The organism is Neisseria sp. P0018.S001 (genome assembly GCF_051957355.1).
In the GTDB taxonomy this organism is placed as follows: domain Bacteria; phylum Pseudomonadota; class Gammaproteobacteria; order Burkholderiales; family Neisseriaceae; genus Neisseria; species Neisseria subflava_A.
This window is the reverse complement of record NZ_JBQCWN010000011.1, coordinates 25,638-43,411: the sequence shown is the minus strand read 5'-3', so window position 1 is coordinate 43,411 and position 17,774 is coordinate 25,638. Positions and strand designations below refer to the sequence as shown.

14 protein-coding genes and 1 pseudogene are annotated in these 17,774 nt (G+C 44.9%); 2 read left to right on the top strand and 13 right to left on the bottom strand.

The features are described from left to right. Nucleotides 1-168: 168 nt before the first annotated feature. The 3 genes and pseudogenes from fghA to ACTHTJ_RS08390 form a co-directional block, all read right to left on the bottom strand. A complete protein-coding gene (fghA, locus tag ACTHTJ_RS08400; protein ID WP_070585570.1) occupies nt 169-996 on the bottom strand; it encodes an S-formylglutathione hydrolase in 828 nt (275 codons plus the stop codon). 8 nt (nt 997-1,004) lie between these two features. Then, nucleotides 1,005-2,141 carry an S-(hydroxymethyl)glutathione dehydrogenase/class III alcohol dehydrogenase gene (locus ACTHTJ_RS08395; protein ID WP_070585568.1) on the bottom strand — a complete coding sequence of 379 codons (1,137 nt, stop codon included), beginning with the start codon at nt 2,139-2,141 and terminating at the stop codon, nt 1,005-1,007. A gap of 93 nt (nt 2,142-2,234) precedes the next feature. Next, a pseudogene (locus ACTHTJ_RS08390) lies at nt 2,235-2,495 on the bottom strand (HD domain-containing protein); the annotation flags it as partial. A 404-nt stretch (nt 2,496-2,899) separates the two neighbouring features. On the opposite strand from ACTHTJ_RS08390, the gene ACTHTJ_RS08385 reads away from it, so the two are divergent. Then, the gene (locus ACTHTJ_RS08385) at nt 2,900-3,112 is read left to right on the top strand and encodes a hypothetical protein (RefSeq protein WP_168162040.1); all 213 of its coding nucleotides are present in this window, start codon (nt 2,900-2,902) and stop codon (nt 3,110-3,112) included. Nucleotides 3,113-3,367: 255 nt separating this feature from the next. On the opposite strand, the gene cas2 is transcribed toward ACTHTJ_RS08385, so the two are convergent. The 10 genes from cas2 to pip all read right to left on the bottom strand — a co-directional run bounded on the left by cas2 (nt 3,368) and on the right by pip (nt 17,213). Beyond that, nucleotides 3,368-3,661 carry a CRISPR-associated endonuclease Cas2 gene (gene cas2 / locus ACTHTJ_RS08380; protein WP_070585563.1) on the bottom strand — a complete coding sequence of 98 codons (294 nt, stop codon included), beginning with the start codon at nt 3,659-3,661 and terminating at the stop codon, nt 3,368-3,370. A gap of 74 nt (nt 3,662-3,735) precedes the next feature. Continuing rightward, on the bottom strand, nt 3,736-4,749 hold the full coding sequence (cas1c, locus tag ACTHTJ_RS08375; RefSeq protein WP_070585561.1) for a type I-C CRISPR-associated endonuclease Cas1c: 1,014 nt from the start codon (nt 4,747-4,749) through the stop codon (nt 3,736-3,738). Between the two features lie 162 nt (nt 4,750-4,911). After that, nucleotides 4,912-6,117: a hypothetical protein gene (locus tag ACTHTJ_RS08370; RefSeq protein ID WP_070585559.1), complete on the bottom strand. Its 1,206-nt coding sequence runs from the start codon at nt 6,115-6,117 to the stop codon at nt 4,912-4,914. 67 nt (nt 6,118-6,184) lie between these two features. Then, a complete protein-coding gene (gene cas4 / locus ACTHTJ_RS08365; protein ID WP_070585556.1) occupies nt 6,185-6,835 on the bottom strand; it encodes a CRISPR-associated protein Cas4 in 651 nt (216 codons plus the stop codon). 14 nt (nt 6,836-6,849) lie between these two features. Next, nucleotides 6,850-7,716 (bottom strand): type I-C CRISPR-associated protein Cas7/Csd2, encoded by an 867-nt coding sequence (cas7c, locus tag ACTHTJ_RS08360; RefSeq protein WP_440360915.1) that lies wholly within the window; start codon nt 7,714-7,716, stop codon nt 6,850-6,852. A gap of 11 nt (nt 7,717-7,727) precedes the next feature. Further along, nucleotides 7,728-9,506: a type I-C CRISPR-associated protein Cas8c/Csd1 gene (cas8c, locus tag ACTHTJ_RS08355; protein WP_070585552.1), complete on the bottom strand. Its 1,779-nt coding sequence runs from the start codon at nt 9,504-9,506 to the stop codon at nt 7,728-7,730. After that, complete coding sequence (gene cas5c / locus ACTHTJ_RS08350; protein ID WP_070585550.1) at nt 9,503-10,177, bottom strand: type I-C CRISPR-associated protein Cas5c; 675 nt, start codon at nt 10,175-10,177, stop codon at nt 9,503-9,505. The genes cas8c and cas5c overlap by 4 nt, the downstream gene beginning before the upstream one ends. An 86-nt stretch (nt 10,178-10,263) precedes the next feature. Continuing rightward, on the bottom strand, nt 10,264-13,824 hold the full coding sequence (locus ACTHTJ_RS08345) for an SIR2 family NAD-dependent protein deacylase (RefSeq protein WP_070585548.1): 3,561 nt from the start codon (nt 13,822-13,824) through the stop codon (nt 10,264-10,266). Between the two features lie 48 nt (nt 13,825-13,872). Beyond that, nucleotides 13,873-16,161, bottom strand: a complete 2,289-nt coding sequence (gene cas3, locus ACTHTJ_RS08340; RefSeq protein WP_440360914.1) for a CRISPR-associated helicase Cas3' — start codon at nt 16,159-16,161, stop codon at nt 13,873-13,875. A 122-nt stretch (nt 16,162-16,283) separates the two neighbouring features. Further along, on the bottom strand, nt 16,284-17,213 hold the full coding sequence (gene pip / locus ACTHTJ_RS08335; protein ID WP_049323425.1) for a prolyl aminopeptidase: 930 nt from the start codon (nt 17,211-17,213) through the stop codon (nt 16,284-16,286). 124 nt (nt 17,214-17,337) lie between these two features. On the opposite strand from pip, the gene yciA reads away from it, so the two are divergent. Beyond that, nucleotides 17,338-17,772, top strand: a complete 435-nt coding sequence (gene yciA / locus ACTHTJ_RS08330; protein WP_070585543.1) for an acyl-CoA thioester hydrolase YciA — start codon at nt 17,338-17,340, stop codon at nt 17,770-17,772. Nucleotides 17,773-17,774: the final 2 nt, after the last annotated feature.

Below are 17,774 nucleotides of genomic sequence, written 5' to 3'. Positions count from 1 at the left end.
TTGCAAAATCCTCCTTATGCTGATTCTAGTAAATATATAATTTTAATAGTACTTTTATTACTATTTATAAAAATAAAAGGCATCAATCTGATGCCTTTTTATTTTCCTTAACATGAAAAATTAACGTTCATACCAACGTTTGGTCGATTCACGAATCACTTCTTCGACTTACTTCAAAAATGCCGCATGATAGGCAATATGCTCGCCAATAAAACTGGCGATGAAGTAATAGCTATGATCATAGCCTTTGTGGAAGCGCACATCGGCCGGTTGATTTGCCGCACGACAGGTTTCGATAAAATCTTCGGTACGCAATTGTGTTGGTAAAAACTCATCTTCCAAGCCTTGATCAATGCGCATACCTTGCACTTTATAGCCTTGTTGAATGAGCGAGCTGGCATCATATTGCTGCCATTTTTCACGATCTTCCCCTAAATAAGCAGTAAAAGCTTTTTCTCCCCAAGGCACGAGGCTTGGCGACAAAATGGGCGAAAAGGCAGAAACACTTTGATAACGTTCTCGGTTTCGCAATGCCAATACCAATGCGCCATGTCCGCCCATTGAATGTCCCATAATCGAACGTTTGCCGTTGGTAGGAAAATTTTCCTCAATCAGACTAGGCAACTCATTCAAAATATAATCATACATTTGATAATTCGTCGCCCAAGGCTGCTCGGTCGCATTAAGATAAAAACCCGCACCCTGCCCTAAATCGTAAGCATCATCGTTCGGCACTTGCTCTCCGCGAGGGCTGGTATCGGGGGCAACCACAATCACTTGATGTTCTGCCGCATAACGCTGAAAGCCTGATTTGGTAATGAAATTTTGTTCCGTACACGTTAATCCGGAAAGCCAATAAATCACACCAAGCGGTCGATTCTCTGGATTATCCGGCAAATAGACGGCAAATTTCATTTCGCATTGAAGCGTTTGGGCATGATGCGCCCAAACTTGTTGCGAACCACCAAAAATTTGATGTTGTTCAATCAGTTTCATCGCGTACCTTAGTAATGAATAACAGCGCGGATCGATTTACCTTCATGCATTAACTCAAAGGCTTCATTAATTTGATCGAGCGTCATTGTGTGGGTCACAAATGGTTCCAACTGGATGTCGCCTTTCATTGAATCTTCGACCATTTTCGGCAGTTCAGAACGGCCTTTCACGCCACCAAACGCCGTGCCTTTCCAAACACGACCTGTTACCAACTGGAACGGACGAGTTGAAATTTCTTGTCCTGCACCTGCTACGCCGATGATAATGGATTGTCCCCAACCTCGGTGTGCACTTTCTAATGCTTGACGCATTACATTTACGTTGCCGATACATTCAAAGGTATGGTCAATGCCCCATTTATTGATGTCTAACAACACATCTTTGATCGGTTTATCGTAATCGTTCGGGTTCAAACAATCCGTTGCACCGAACTGTTTTGCCAACTCGAATTTTGCAGGATTAGTATCAATGGCAATAATACGACCGGCTTTGGCTTGACGCGCACCTTGCACCACAGCCAAACCAATCGCCCCCAAGCCAAACACGGCCACAGAGTCGCCTTCTTGCACTTTTGCCGTGTTATGTACCGCACCAATACCCGTAGTAACGCCGCAGCCGAGCAAACATACATGTTCATGGTTGGCTTCCGGGTTGATTTTTGCCAGTGAAACTTCGGCAACAACTGAGTATTCACTGAAAGTCGAACAGCCCATATAGTGATAAATCGGCTGACCTTGATAAGAAAAACGCGTCGTGCCGTCCGGCATTAAACCTTTACCTTGTGTATCACGCACTGAGACGCACAAGTTAGTTTTACCTGAACGGCAAAACTCACATTCGCCACATTCAGCGGTGTAAAGAGGAATGACATGATCACCCGGTTTTACGCTTGACACACCTTCGCCCACAGCAACGACCACACCCGCACCTTCATGCCCAAGCACCACAGGGAATACGCCTTCTGGATCGCTTCCTGATAACGTAAACGCATCAGTATGGCACACGCCAGTATGGGTATTACGGATTAACACCTCGCCTTTACGCGGCATTTCTACGTCGATTTCTACAATTTGTAAGGGTTGATTTGGAGCGAATGCTACCGCAGCACGAGATTTGATGGTTGAATTGGTTTGTTTATTTTCCATTATTTTTGCCTTTTAATTCATTAATAAAGTTATCTAGCCTAAGTGAGATAACAACAGGTTATACTTTGACCTCCACTCTAAAGCAAGCATTTTTGCAATTTTGACTACAACGGTAGCATGATCGACTGATGGGCCGCCATGCAATCGTTGATTAAAGGCTTCCGAATATTTCCCTAAGTCATGCAACTTTCCCATCTGGCAGGCCTGTTCCTGTGCCCCAAATACTCGCGCAAACTCTGCCGCCATTTCCCCAACATTTACCGAATGACTTTGCAAGGTTTGCCAATGTTCGTAAGGCAAGAGATTGCCGAGTTCATCTTGGGCAAAATGAGCATAGTAAATTAGGGGTTTCATATTGAAATTCTAAAAAAATTCAAACTGATATCATGCAATGATAATATGATATTAAATTTAATATATAAATAGAAAAAATGCCGTCTGAAACTTTTTCAGACAGCATTTGTTATTGATTAACCTTTATAACTTGCTTCTAATATCCTCTACTGCTTTCACTAAAGCTTCGGAAAGCGAAGGATCAAAAGAAGAGCGGCCTGCTTGGACGATATTTGAACACACAGCCTCCCGAAGGCTGCTGACGGGATAGGTCGGCATAAAGTTTGTAGCTGCTAGAGTTTTAACACACAGCGACCCGAAGGTGGCTGTCAAGCTTTTCCAAGGTTGCTTTAGCATCATGGGCGGTTTCAACACACAGCCACCTGAAGGTGGCTGGACGGTTGGAAATCACGATCATATCGCCCTTGCGGTTTCAACACACAGCCGCCGAATTTGGCAACATCGCGCTGGTTGTTTTAACACACAGCCGCCCGAAGGTGGCTGGGTTCACGCGCATCGGCACGCGCCTGATGCGCGAAGTTTCAACACACAGCCGCCTGAAGGCGGCTGAGTCATCTTCTGATAGATGTGGCTTCGGCGGTTCAGGTTTCAACACACAGCCGCCTGAAGGCGGCTGAGTTGTACGGTGTGCTGTTCATCCTTATAGGGATTGTTTCAACACACAGCCGCCTAAAGGCGGCTGGAGCCCCTCTCAAAAGCCTTGCTCTGTCAGGTTTCACAGCCCCGATTTCGCTAAGCTCCCGAGAAAAGCGTGAACGCGAGTATAACACAGCCTTTTCTGTTACACCTGCATTCGCAATATCCTGATTGTTAAAGAACAATCCAAGTTCGCCAACCCTGCCGCATTTTCATGAGAACCTCAGGTTGGCGATTCACACAATCAAGGTATCCTTAAACACATCCACCGACGGTTTTGCGCCGTGGTGTTCCACTTTCCGCCGCCATTTGCTGCCCAGATGGTAAAAGCGCAGGCTGTCGGTTTCGGAGTTGTAGGTTTTCAAGAGTTTGTCTTTTAAAACAACCCACTGGTCGGGTACGATGTCGCATTCGAATACCGAGTACTGCACGCGCACGCCGTAGTCCAGACACAATTTCGCCACGCGCCGCAGTCTTGCCTGTCCTTCCGCGTCTTCCAGCGAAATATCGTAAGTAATCAGCATTAGCATTTTGCATTCCCATATGCAGGCTGCTTTAGAGGCCGTCTGAAAATGTCCAACCCGTTTTCAGACGGCCTGCAAACCTATCTCATCAAAAACGGCGGATATTCTGCCAAATCTCCGCGTAAGTGCCGCACCAACAGCATGGCCTGAATATACGGCAGCAGCCCGATTTCCACTTCCTCGCCCAAAAACGGATGAACGATTTTCTCCTGCTTTTTCGCCTGCAAAGCTTGGAACAACAGCTTACGCGCCTCTGCTTTTAAGCTTACCGCGCCGCTTGCCTCGGCAACAAAATCCTGTGGTTTTATTTGCCCGCGATTAATCAGTGACAACACCAACCTGTCCGCCCACCACGCGCGGAATTCTTCCAAAATATCCTGCGCCAAACTGTCGCGCCCCGGTCGGTCGGCGTGTAGAAAGCCCACCTGCGGGTCTAGCCCCACGCCTTGCAGCGCGCCGCTAATGTCCTTGCCCAACAGACTGTACACAAACGACAACAGCGCATTCACCCCGTCTCTGGGCGGACGGCGGTTGCGCCCGTCAAAAGTAAAGCCGCTTTTTTCGCTCAAAAGCTGCCCGAATACGCCGAAATAACGCGCCGCCGCATCGCCCTCAATGCCGCGCACCACGTCCAGCCCGTCCGCGCCCTTCAACTGCCGCAGCGAAATGTTCAAAGCATCGACCGCACTTTGAATCGCCGCATTCTCGCCGTAATTGCGAATCTGCCGCTGAAGCACCCGTTTACTCGCCTGAATCTTTGCCGCAATGATATTACGCGCAATCGGCACGGGATTTTGCTCCGACACCCGATACTGCGCTCGACGCAACAGCACATTGCCGCTCTGCCGCCCCTGAAGCCGCCCCAAATAACGTCCGTTTTCGGTAAAAAACGCCAAATTTACATTATTTTCGCCGCAAAACCCCAGCAAAAACGGCGACACCAGCACATTCCCAAAACAGAAAATATGCCCGATAGAATGCACCGGCAATTGTGCCACCTTCTTGCGCTCCTGCTCCACCACCAGCGTCTCCCGCTCCTTATGCAGGTAGCTGCCTTGGGTGGTGATGTAGAGCGTATTTTGCAGTTTGCGCATGAGTAGATTCCTTGGATTTTGACCGTACTTTTGGGGGCGATAGTTGGGCTGCCTGAAAATTATCGGTAGGTTGGGGTAGATAGAGCTCCGTAACCCAACGAAATAGCTTGGCTTCCCAAATATTGTTTTTCAGACGACCTCAGTTTGGATTTTTCGGTATTTTTATTCTTTAATTACATAAGGTTTATTTATAACCTCTGCTAATTCATCTCCTTTGATATATGGTTTAATCCAAATTAACTTAGTTTCTGTCAAACCCGAACCATAACGTTGATTTCTCCAATGCCCTCTAACCATAAATCTACGTAAAATTTTTCGGTCTAATCTTGAATAATCAACAGATTCAGAATTTTCATTATCATGCTGATTTTTTAAAATTATTTGTTGCTCACTTAATCCAACCTCAAAATAATCAAGACTAGATATTGCTTTTGTCTCTTGATTTAATCTCTCTTTTTTAAGAAATGATTTTGCATTTGCTATCTTTTTTTCTATTTTTCTAATTTGACTTTCTTTTTTAGGGAAATCAGCCTTACTTGAAATTACATATAAAATAGCATTCAATATAATCCGATAAAAAAGTAATCCATCTGTATAAAAAAGATCATCTTCTAATTTACTGATATTTCCATCATTGTAAAATGAGCCATATCCCAAATTATTGGGGGTAAGATTCTCCCAATCTGTTCTTAAGCTTTGCTCTAAGTTCCAATCATTACCAAGAAACAATTCCCTTTTCTGCATTAGAAAAATTGTATCTGGATATTTACTATGGTATGAGTTAAAAATAATTCTTCTGCCATCCAATTCATCACAATCATCAAATAAGGTAACAAAAACACTTATAGGGCAAGAATAATCAACAGTTAAGTCAGGATTATCCTTAAGAGCTTTTGTATAGAATGCATCTATAATTTCTCTTTCCGTGAATACTAATTGGCAACTAAAAAAAGGTAGCTGTATCTCTTTAGCTGGCACATTAATTTCTGTATGTAAGAGCTTTTGACTGATAGCATCAGAAAAGAAAAATGTTTTTCTACCAGCTAATAGAAAATTAACTATGAAATGATATTCATAATTAATAGTACTACCTAGAGCAAATAGATGATTTTTAAAGAACTCTGGTAAATCATCTATATTATTTTTAATAAAATTTAGAGAAACCCCAATATTATCTGCGGCAACTTGTAGAGTATCATTGATTACTTTTTCCAAATATGAATTTAATCTATTTTCATACTCATCAATACTTAATATAGGGGACTTCCTATCTATATTTAATAATTCTTTGACATCTTTCTTTGCTTCAATTAATAACTCTGGCCTAAGATATTGGATACAATCAAAATGTGTTTTAGGCATTTCCATGAAAAAATTTCCTTATTTAAATTTAGATAGATTCACAACATAACATATTATACGTTCATCAATTTTCTCAATCCCCAAACAACCTCATCACATACCCCACACTCCTATCCTGTTTCCCCAGCAACTCTGGCTGGCAAATCTCCACCAGCGAGCAGGCTTTGCAGCGTTTGCCGTAGTCGGGCGGCGGGGTTTGGCCGCTGTTTAGGAGTTCGCGCACGGCGGCGATGGTGGCGAGAGTTTGGGCGCGCAGGTCGTCTGAAAACACGATGGGGACGCGGTGGCGAGTTTGCATATACCACAGCGCGCCCTCAGAGACGGTTTGCCCCGTCATTTCTTCCAAGCACAAGCCTTGGGCGCAAAGCTGAATTTCATCCATCGGGTCGGGTTTTGGCTTGCCGCGTTTGTATTCCACAGGTTTCAGACGGCCTGTTTTCGTATCCACCTCCACCAGATCCAACACTCCGCTGATACCCAGCTTCTCCGCTGACACATGCACTGTCCGCTCAAAACGCACGCCCTTGCGCGTTTCCGGCTCGCCCGAATCCACCCGCTCATGCAGCGCCTTGCCCTGCGCGGTCAAATAATTCTCCGCCCACGCCTGCTCGTTATGAATCAACGCACATTGACGCGGGCAAAAGGCGTAGTGTTGTAGGGCGGAAAGGGGAATCAGGCGCAGGTCCTGATTTTCCCCTTGGGTTTTGGTTGAAAGTGCGGTCATCTTTTTAAGTATTTTTAAAGTAACTCTTCCACGCTCACGCCATTGAGGCCGTCTGAAACCACGCTGATGTTGTAATCGCCAAAACTGCTTGCCGGCGTACCTGATTCACCGTTTATGCGTTCGACTTTCACGGCGTCAAATAATTTATGTGCAGGCTGGCTGCCGAGTGCGCTGTCGTGTTTGAAAACAATCAATTTACGCGCTGCCATTTCGCCACGGGCGGCGGAGCGGTCGTGTTCAAACATCAGCGTCAGGGCTTGCCAGAGTTTGGCTAAGTCGTCGTCTGAAAAACCGGTTTTGGCGGCAAGGTTGGCGGAGATAAAGCCATGCACGCGGTAGAGTGCGTAAGGGACGATGTATTTGCGCCCCATAGTGCGTTCTTTTTCCAAGTCTTTTTCGTTGGTGACTGCCATGCGGGTGATGGAAACTTCCAGCGGCACGATGGGGTCGATGGATTGGGCGAACGCCAGTTGCACCGGACCGCGCACTTGTCCGCTGTTGACTTCGGTGGTCATCACGGCGCCGAAGGTGCGGATATCGAAGAAGTTTTTGCACATCCATGCGGTAATATCGCGGGCTTTGGCTTCGTCTTTTGGCAGTTTTTTTGCTTCCGATTCAATGCCAAGTGCTTCATAAGCGCGTTTGTTTTGCAGGTTTAACACGCTTTTTTCTTTGACGTAGATTTCGTAACCGGCTTCGTTTTCGCTGCTGATTTCGACAAAATTACGGATTTTGCGTTTCAGGCAGACATCGGTTACCAAGCCTTTGCTGGATTCGGGGTCAAGGCGCGGCATATTGCCCGCATCGGGATCGCCGTTGGGGTTGCCGTTGGTTACGTCAAAAAAGTAAACAAATTCATAGCGGTTTTGAATGGCAGACATTTTCTGGCTCCTTAGTTTTCAATGGTTTCAGCGGTTTCTTTTTTAGCAAAATAGCTTTGTTTTTGATGGTAATAGCCGATAGCGAAGCGACCTTGCTCGTCAATGCTCAAATGGCGCGGAAAGGTTTCGGGCAGTTTGGCAATGATTTCGCCCAAATCTTTATCCAAATTCACCGCCATGCCGGCTTTGTCTTTACGCAAGCGCGATAAATGGTGTTTTGCACCCGACAAAAGGCGCGGAAAAACCGAAAACGGCACGGCGGATGCGGAGCCGTAATAGCGGTCGGCAATGCCGGCATTTAATTCGCCCAACGCCTGATATTGAATGCGCTCCAACACGGCAAAGAGCCACCCTAAAAGATAGGCGCGATTCGGGCTTTCATTGTTCAAACTCATAGGAACTCCTTCTTCGATAAAACCTTTTCTAAAACGCCGCTCTAATACGGCTTTCATCATTGCCACGCGCAGACCGTTCACGTCGCCGTCGGCGCAAATTCGGGTAATCAGTTGCGACAGCAAACTCAAGGGATACGGTGTACCGCAAATCACGGCGCGGGTCATTTCACCTGCCAATATGGGCGAGATGTTTTCGCTTTTGCCTAAAACCGCCGTCTGCAACAGCAAGCGCCAAATAGAAGGCGGCGTTTTCCACGGGCGCGGTTCAATTTTTAAATCCCGCCAGTGCCATGCCAAATTTTCCGCCAGCTGCCCAAACGTGGTATTCAGCCAAAACCGAACAGAAATCCGCGCGGCATTAGGGGCAAGCCCTAAGATATAAAAACGGGTATTGGCAGAAAGTTCGGGCGCAATTTCTTGCAACGGGCGACCTTTGCCGATTTGTTCCAACACATTGAAAACTTTAGCGCTTTCTTGTTCGTCATCCGGCGGCGTGAACACATGCGCGAAGAAGCCTTCGGCAGCCTGCGCAGTCGCGTTATCGTCCGCTTCCGCCCAAAAGACCGTACTGGCATCGCCGATGATCAAGCAGTGATCGTTTTCGCGGCGCAACAGATAGTTCAGCGCGGTGGTGTAGGCAAAGGCGGATTGTTCGGAAACAGGGGCATTTGCGCCTTGCTCCTTGCCAAACGAAGCAAAGGCTTCTTTGTTGAATGAAATAATCGAACCGCCGGAGCTTTGCCCGCCAAATACGCCTTTAATCGCAGGATGCAGCCGTGCGATCGGGGCAGTATCGCCGCTAATCAGGCACAAACCCTCGAGCGCTTCATCGCTTTTCAGGCAGCCTGCCCACAAGCTTTGCGCGGCTTCGCGTTTATGGATAAGTGCAGTCGGTTTTTCAAAAGAAAATGCGATGTTGGCATCAAGCATTTCGGCTGGCAGATTTTCGGCAGCGAAATGTGCAGGCTGCCAGTTTTGCAGAAAACGGCATAAGGCTTGCAAGCCTTCATCTTCGCTGTTTTGCAGTAAATCGAGGTGGTATTGCTTGAAGGCTTCAAAAGTTTTTTCAGACGGCGTAAACGGTTTTTCTTTGGCTTCGGCTTTGTTTTTATTGGCTTCCACGCCGAGCGCGTATGCGGTTTTATCCCACAAAAAATTCGGTTTGATGCCTGATGTGCGTTTTTCAGGGCGCGGCACACTCATCAGCTTCGGCTGCGGCTTTTTATCGACAGTCAGATTCGGCACAATGGTTTTCAGACGACCTTCTTTATCCAACATCAAAATCCAGCCGATTTTCTCCTCGCTAAAGCCATAAGGCGGCACTTTTGGGCTGCCCATTTCATCGTTTTCCGCTGCCAAACGGCGGTAATAGCAGGCAAGGGACGCAAGAATCATGCTTTTACCTCCTCGGCGTAAAACGGCGGCACATCAATCACGCCGTCTTTCATTTGTGCGCGGAAAAAATGCGGCGTGTTGCCATGGTCAAAATCAATATCGTGCAGCATCCAGCCCAAATCGCGGTTTGCCTCGCTTTCCGATAACGCCGATGGCGGCAGCGGATCGCCTTCGTCAATCAACGCAAAATCGGCAGAAAATTCACGCACGCCCAAACAAGGCTGCTGAAAGCATTGTCCCTTTTTCGCACGGCGTTTGAACATCTCGATATGCTTAGTAACGGTCTCATCCGCCCCCGCTTTTGGCGTCAGCACCGCATGGGCTTCAATCACATAAGCCACGTCTTTAAGCACCGTCGCCGCGCGCTGCTGGCGGTCGTCTTCAATCAGCGTATATAAATCGGCAATGCTCTTGCGTTTCATCGCGCCGCTGACCTTACCCGCCGAAATCTTGCCGCCCAACTCATTGCGCCGCACCGACTCAAACCGAATCGGCTTCAACACATAAATCCGGTCAATCACCCACCGAATCGCCGGCTTCCAATGCACCGCCGCCAAAATCCCGCGCGCCGCCGACGGCGTGATGACATCATAAGACACCCGCTCCACCTTCATCTCCGGACGGGTAAAACAGGCATAATCGCCCCAAATGTGTAGGCGGATTTGGTTCATTTGGTTCTCCTTTTGGTTGGAAAGTGCGGTTTCAGACGACGTTTTGAAAACGTTGGGAGAATTGACCGCACTTTTGAATGATATTTTTATATATCTGTAATTTCTGCAAATCTTACTTCTGGAAGAGGATCATTCTTTGCCATTTCCAATATTCTTTTTAGCTCCATATCATTATTTTGTTCTTTATTTAAAAGATCTCTTGCTAACCTAACGCAAGCAGCACGAACAAGTGAAATACTTACAGATTCTTGATTATATGGTGGAATTCTCTCGTAACTTGTACTATCAAAAATAACAGGAAGAATTTCACTTAGCGATTCAATATCTTCGTTTGAAAGATATTCTTTTTTATACATTTGATTAGCCGTCCAAAGAAGTGCTGCTAATCCTTGTTTTTGATTTGAACCAATTATATAAATCAATCGCTTAATTAATTTGTTTATAACTGGTGAATCTTGGAGCTCCCTCCAAGTAAGAAGAGCATAAGAGGTATATGCTAATTTATTAGATTCTATAGATTGAAAACCTTTCTTTATAGAACCTTCAACTCTGCCAACAAACATTTCATCTGATGCAGCAAAATATGGATACGCCATCAGAATTTCCGGTTTATCAAGTGCTATATGCATATCACTCAACTTCTGGAAGTTTTCTTCAGTTAATGCTTCTTTTGATAATGCAGGAACAATAGAACGCGCTAATACTTCACTAATTAATTCAGCCGTTTTAGAATTTATATTTTTAGAAAACCCTATTTCACTATCATCTTTTTCGGGTAATCTCCAAGAGGTTAGTTTTTCGAAATAATTCACAGCCTGTTCTTGACTTGGCAATTCCTTAACATTTTTTCCAAGTGCCGAATTAGCAACATCCATTAAAAAATCCAATTTAAACAAGTTTTCTTCTTTCTGTTCAAATAAGTATTCCCTAACTAATGCTTTTACAGACAAAGAATCCATGTTTGGCAATTCAAGTAGAACGTAATTAAGCAATCCTGTTTTAGGTATATTTTTATAATCAGGATTATCTCCCCATATATTTAATGCAATTTGTCTGCATTCTTTTTCGGTAAGGAACTTACTCTTTATTAAAGGTAATAGTCTTAACAATGCTGGAGCATTTTTAGAAGAGTTTTTTTCTATACTGTCTATAATTTCACCAATGCGTTTATCAATATCAATATTTTGCTTACGCTCACCCGGATTATCTATGACAGGATTAGCCCACTTACCATATTCATTTTTTTGAATTTCTGTTTCAAGTGGATAAGATAATGCATCAAGTAACACCTCATGTTGCTCAGCGTCAGGAATACTTTTAAGAGAAAATTTAATTAAGTCCTTAATTGAATCAAATAGCCCTAAGTGTTGTAGTTTATTATTCCGCCCTAAAGAAACTGCTAAGCGAAAAATTTGCTTAGCTTGTTCAGATGTTGCTCTTACAGAAATTCTAGCTAATACTTCAATAAAAACACGTAAGCGGTCAATTGCATGGCGTATAATACCGCTTATGCTCGATTGAGCCTCTCGCTTTTCAGACCAATATTCAATTGAGGATATAGTTTTTTCTATTAAAAAATTAGCCTCGTCCTGAGATAAACACGCAATTTTAATTCTAGAAAATACTCTTTTTAAGACATTAGATGTCTCACTACTGGCGGCTCTAATAGCAAGAGAGAAACGTTGGGTATTATCAATTTCAGTTAATTCGGCAATTTTTGCAGCTGAATCGACAAGAAAATTTGTATGCTGCCAACGTAATGGTAGTCCAACAGTATTAGATATACTTTCTAGTAGAAGTAGCGGGTGTAATTCATTACTCAAAGTTACAGTATTGGAGTTATCTTTGTAATGCCCTGGTTCAAATAAAGGCTCAATCTCTTGTTCTTGTTGCTTTGCTAATTTTTTGGTAATTTTTTCCTGCATGTGTTCTATGTAATCCCAAGGATCACATTTAGATTCTTTATAATCAAAAGAGAAAATTCTAATTTTCTCTTCCAGTTCACTCAAGTTAACACCTCTAGCTAACCAGTATGCCCAAGCTAGACGAGAGAGCAAATAAATAGAACCATGATTGTTTCTATACTGCTTAAGTAAATCACTATATGCTTCACTTATTAAATGTTTACCTTCTTCAAAATTTCCAAGCTCTGCAAATAAAGAAGCTTTTTTCAACTTCCAAATTGGATCATTGGTAGTAATTTCTTCTGCATATTTCTCTAAAGCTGGATAATCAAATGAATCCCGCGCTAAAATAGCGGAATAATAGGACAATTCGTTATCAATCTCTGTCCAATATTCTTTTCCTTTTTCCAATATACGTCTTGTTATTAGAATAATATCTTTACTTTCTGACTGTTCCATCCAACGTGTATTTTTCAATAAAAGAAGCGCAATATCTAATTGTTGTTTCTTTGTTAAACAACAAGGTTTATCAAGATTACATACTGTTAGCAGTTCATTTACCAACCAATTTGGAAGAATTTCAAAAGTTACTTTATAATGCCAAGCTATTTCATACAGCAGCTTAGCTCTTGAATCTTTATTCATTCTTGACAAATTATCAGGATTAGGCCAAGGATATGTTAATTGCATATGTAAGGTGAATCTCAATCGATTTGGACATACCAACCACTCTGGGTAAGACAATCTATCTTTTTCTAAAGAAACTAATTGTCCTTCAAGAAGATGAGCTGCATACTCATGATCTTGATAACTCCTATTTAGCTCTTCTTCTGTCATTTCTGTTCGATGTAGCTGACTTGGCTCCCATTCCCATTTATTCTTAGGTTTTAGTTTTTGCAAGGTCTGAAAAAATATTTCTGTGGCCTTAAAATGACGCATATCTGCATCATCATAATCTTTAACCAAGCTATATAAATCTATAGGTGCGATATTGAGTGACTCTAAATATTTCCGTTTTGAAGAATTTAATCCTAAAGCTCCAACGAGGTAAATCCGTCTAGAATGGCTAGTTAAATGATCTCTAACCCAACCAGCCCACTGTAAGAAATTTGGATCATCTCCAGAGAACCCCATTAGACATAGTTCATTTTCAATAAATACTTGCCGAGCAAAGTTCACAAATGCTGCATATTGTTGCGGATATTTACGATAATCTTCCTGAGTAAAAATCAAATCTTTACTTACATCAATAGTGCCATGCAATTTCACGATACGAGGTGATCTTGCACTTGAAAGATCTTCCTGTTTTGAAACAATACTATATACAGGCTGATGAATTTCTTCTGAAGCACGTTCGAGCAAAGTATCCCAGTTTGTAGTCAAAATCTCTGACCATGGTAATTCTAATAAGGATTTATGTAGTTCCCCCGGCATCCAGGCTGAATCATTAATTTCCTTTTTGATTAAATCATGTAATGCTTGTTTACCGAAATATGCATTGTATTCTTCAGCTAGTCGTAATGGATCTGAGCTATTTGAACTCAATTCTTTAGTTAATAGTTCAGAAAAGTTAAACCAAAGTGGAAGCTTTTTATTGGTATCTCCTGTTGTCGCAGCGCTTCTACTAAAACCAGCACCTATCATAATAGCTGCACCATGATAAGAGTTATTTTGTTGCCAAAGGGCAGAAGCAAGTTTTTTTAATTTTGTATAGTCATCAAGTTGTGTAATATCTTTAGCCATTCTGAATTCCTATGTAATTATCTTCTCAATTAATCAAAATAATTTTCTTTAAAACACCAAATTCTCCCCTTTCAAAAACTCCGTATCTTCCCAAGAAAGACCCGCCACGTCATCATACAAATCCAGTCCAATCAGCGTATAAAACTGTTTGCCGAAGTTTTTCTCGTTAATCGGTTCGATACGTCCTGCTTTATATAAAGCGGCGAGAGCTTTTTCGGGGATTTGGACGGTGTAGGGTTGCAGTTTGCGTAAGAGTCCGCCGATGTGGTCGGCATGGTGCAGGCTGCTAATGAGGTTTTCGGCCTCGTTATCGAACGGAATAATCAGCGGCTGCATATGGCTTTCGATCATGCGGAACTTGTCGGCGATGGTTTGGAATGGGAAATCGAGGCTTTGCCCTGTATCGTTGTGCATTTTCAGGATTTTTTTATTGTCCAGTTCGCTGCCTTTTAATTGATAAAGCTCGGCGAAGTAGGCTGCGACGGCTTGGGTGGATAAGAGGTCGTCTGAAAAGCTGTCGGCGGTCAGGCGCATAACGGCGGCTTGGGTGGCAAGTTCAGGCGGGGCTTTCCATTGTTCTTCTGGCGTAAATATCCAGACAAAGCTGTTTTCAGACGGCCTTTTGCCTTCGCGGTTGCAGCGTCCTGCGGCTTGGGCAACGCTGTCTAAGCCTGCTTCGGCACGCATCACCAGCGAAAAATCCACATCAACGCCGGCTTCAATTAAGGAGGTGGCGATAACGCGGCAGGATTCGCCGTTTTTCAGACGGCCTCGGATTTCATCGAGCTTTTGGCTGCGGTGTTTGGCGCACATTAAGGTGATCAGGTGGAACGTGCCGTCAAGGTGTTTGGCTTGGTCGTACAGGGTGCGGGCGTGGCGGCGGTTGTTGACGATAACGAGCATTTGCGAGTGTTCGCCAAGTTTGGCGAGCAGGTCAGCGTCGGTTTGTGTGCCGATGTGTTGCACGCTGGTGCGGCGCAGTTTGTCAAAAAGTGCGGTCGGTTTTGGGGCTATTTCACGCACATTTTCAAAGCCGCGATAGAAGCCGTTTTCGGCTTGCACGGCTGGCTGGGTGGCGGTGCACATGACGACGCTGCTGCGGTAGTTTTGCGCCAATTCTTTGATGGCTTGAATGATGGGCAGTAAAAGATTGAGCGGCAGCATTTGCGCTTCGTCGAGGATGATGACGGAGCCTGCGATGTTATGCAGCTTGCGGCAGCGCGAGGAGCGGTCGGCGAAGAGGGATTCGAAGAATTGCACGGCGGTGGTCACGACAATCGGCGCGTCCCAGTTTTCCGAGGCAAGGCGCAATTTGTCTTTGGTGGCCTCATTTTGCAGTTTGCCGTCGTCGAAGGTGCTGTGGTGTTCCAACACAGCTTGTTCGCCCAATTCGCCAAAGGCTTTGCGAAATTCGGCGGCATTTTGCTCGATGATGCTGGTGAACGGAATGACATAAATGACGCGCCGCATGTCGTGCTGTTTGGCGTGTTCCAGCGCGAATGCCATGGAAGTGAAAGTTTTGCCGCCGCCGGTCGGTACAGTGAGCGTAAACAGCCCTTGCGCTTGTGTCGCTTGTTCTACGGCATGATCGAGAATCTCGCTGCGCAGGCGGTTTAAGGCGGCATTAAGTTTTTCGGCTTCAGTTTGCTCTGGAGCTTGGGCGATACGTTGTCTGAAAGCGTTGATAAATTGATTGAAATTGTGTTGTAAGGCGTTTAAATCAGGATAACCGCCGCGCTCGATGACTTTGTTTTCTAGCTTTGAATAAAAGGCTTCTGTGTCGAGATAATCGGCATCCACCAAGCAGGAATAGAGCATTCGAGTGAAGAAGGCGTAGGAGAAAAAAGGATGATGCGCATCGGCTTTGAGTGGTGGGGCGGATAGGTTTTGAGGGAGCTTGATTTCTTGTTGCCACAGATTATCGAGAGTGGGAATATCTGCACCAAATTGCAATGCCAAACGCTGCTTTAACGTGCGGCGGTTATCGCCTTCACCGTTTCCATTTGCCAGCCCTGCATGATGCCCCGCAATGCAAAACGCCATCAGCTTACCAATAACTTTTCCCCAACGCTCGATAGCAATTTTGGCTCCGGCGGTAGCATGATCGACTGTTGGGCCGCCATGCAATCGGCGGTTAAAGGCTTCCGAATATTTCCCTAAATCATGAAGCTGTCCCGTCTGGTAGGCAATTTCCTGCGCACCAAATACGCGGGCAAACTCCGCCGCCATTTCGCCAACATTGACCGAATGGTTTTGCAAGGTTTGCCAATGTTCGTAAGGCAAGAGATTGCCGAGTTCATCTTGGGCAAAATGAGCATAGTAAATTAGGGGTTTCATATTGAAATTCTAAAAAAATTCAAACTGATATCATGCAATGATAATATGATATTAAATTTAATATATAAATAGAAAAAATGCCGTCTGAAACTTTTTCAGACGGCATTGTTATTTATTAACCTTTATAACTTACTTCTAATATCCTCCACTGCTTTCACTAAAGCCTCGGAAAGCGAAGGATCAAAAGAAGAGTGGCCTGCTTGGACGATTCTCAATTCTGCCTCAGGGAAGGCTTGCGAGAGTTCCCACGCGCTTTGCATCGGGGTACATAGGTCGTAGCGGCCTTGGACGATGATGGTTAGGATATGGCGGATTTTGTCGATGTTTGCCAAGATAGCTTTATCGCCCTGCAGCCAGCCTTCGTTCACGAAGTAATGGTTTTCCATTCTTGCGATGGCAAGGGAAGCTTGCGGGTCTTCATCTACGTCTTTAGGTTCAAACTGAATAAGGTAGCTTTCCCAGTCTGCCCATGATTTAGCCGCTTTGAGGCGCGTGGCCTCATCTTCGCTGAACAGCATTTCATGGTAGGCTTTGATTAGGGCTTGGCGTTTGTTTTCGGCTACGGGGGCAATGAATTTTTGCCATTGAGCCGGATAAATTTGGCTGACGCCGCCTGCTTCGTTTAGCCATGCCATTTCAGACGGCCTGCACAGGAAAATACCGCGCAAAACTAAGCCGCTGACGCGCTCGGGATGGGTTTCGGCATAAGTCAGCGACAAGGTGCTGCCCCATGAGCCGCCGAAAACCAGCCATTTTTGAATACCGAGCATTTCGCGCACTTTTTCAATATCTGCAACCAAATCCCATGTGGTGTTGTCTTCGATACAGGCATAGGGTTTGGAACGTCCGCAACCGCGTTGGTCGATAATAACGATGCGGAAATGCTCTGGATTGAAAAAGCCACGACAGGCCGGTGATGCCCCTGCTCCGGGGCCGCCATGCAGGAAAATCACGGGGTGGCCATCCGGATTGCCTGATTCCTCCCAGTAGATTTCGTGAATGTCGGATACGCGCAAAAGGCCGCTATTTCGTGGTTCTTGAATCGGATGCATAATCTTTCTCCTTTGTCTGATGAATATGTTGATTGTAACACTTTGCCTTCTGATTTTTCAGACGGCCTACATAGGTTTATCGCCACAAATGGCGTAAAATAACACTTTTTTGACAGGATTATTTATGGCTGACAACAAACAAACCCATCCGGCACCAGAAGGACAACTTTTATTGCGTACGGTAGCCATGCCGCGCGATACCAATCCTAATCAGGATATCTTCGGCGGCTGGATTATGTCGCAAATGGATCTGGGCGGCGGTATTTTGGCGGCAGAAATCGCACAGGGACGAATTGTAACCGTGGCTGTTCAAGAAATGAATTTCATCAGACCGGTAAAGGTCGGCAACGTCGTGTGCTGCTACGGTCATTGCGTCCGAGTAGGCAATACTTCTTTGCAACTGAAAATCGAAGTATGGGTGAAGACTTTGATGAACGATATGGTAACGGAAGACCGCCAACTGGTCACCGAAGCCGTGTTCACTTACGTCGCCATCGATTCACAAGGCAATCCGCGCCCTATCCCTCGCGAAGGCAATGCAAAGCTGGCTCATTTGTAAGT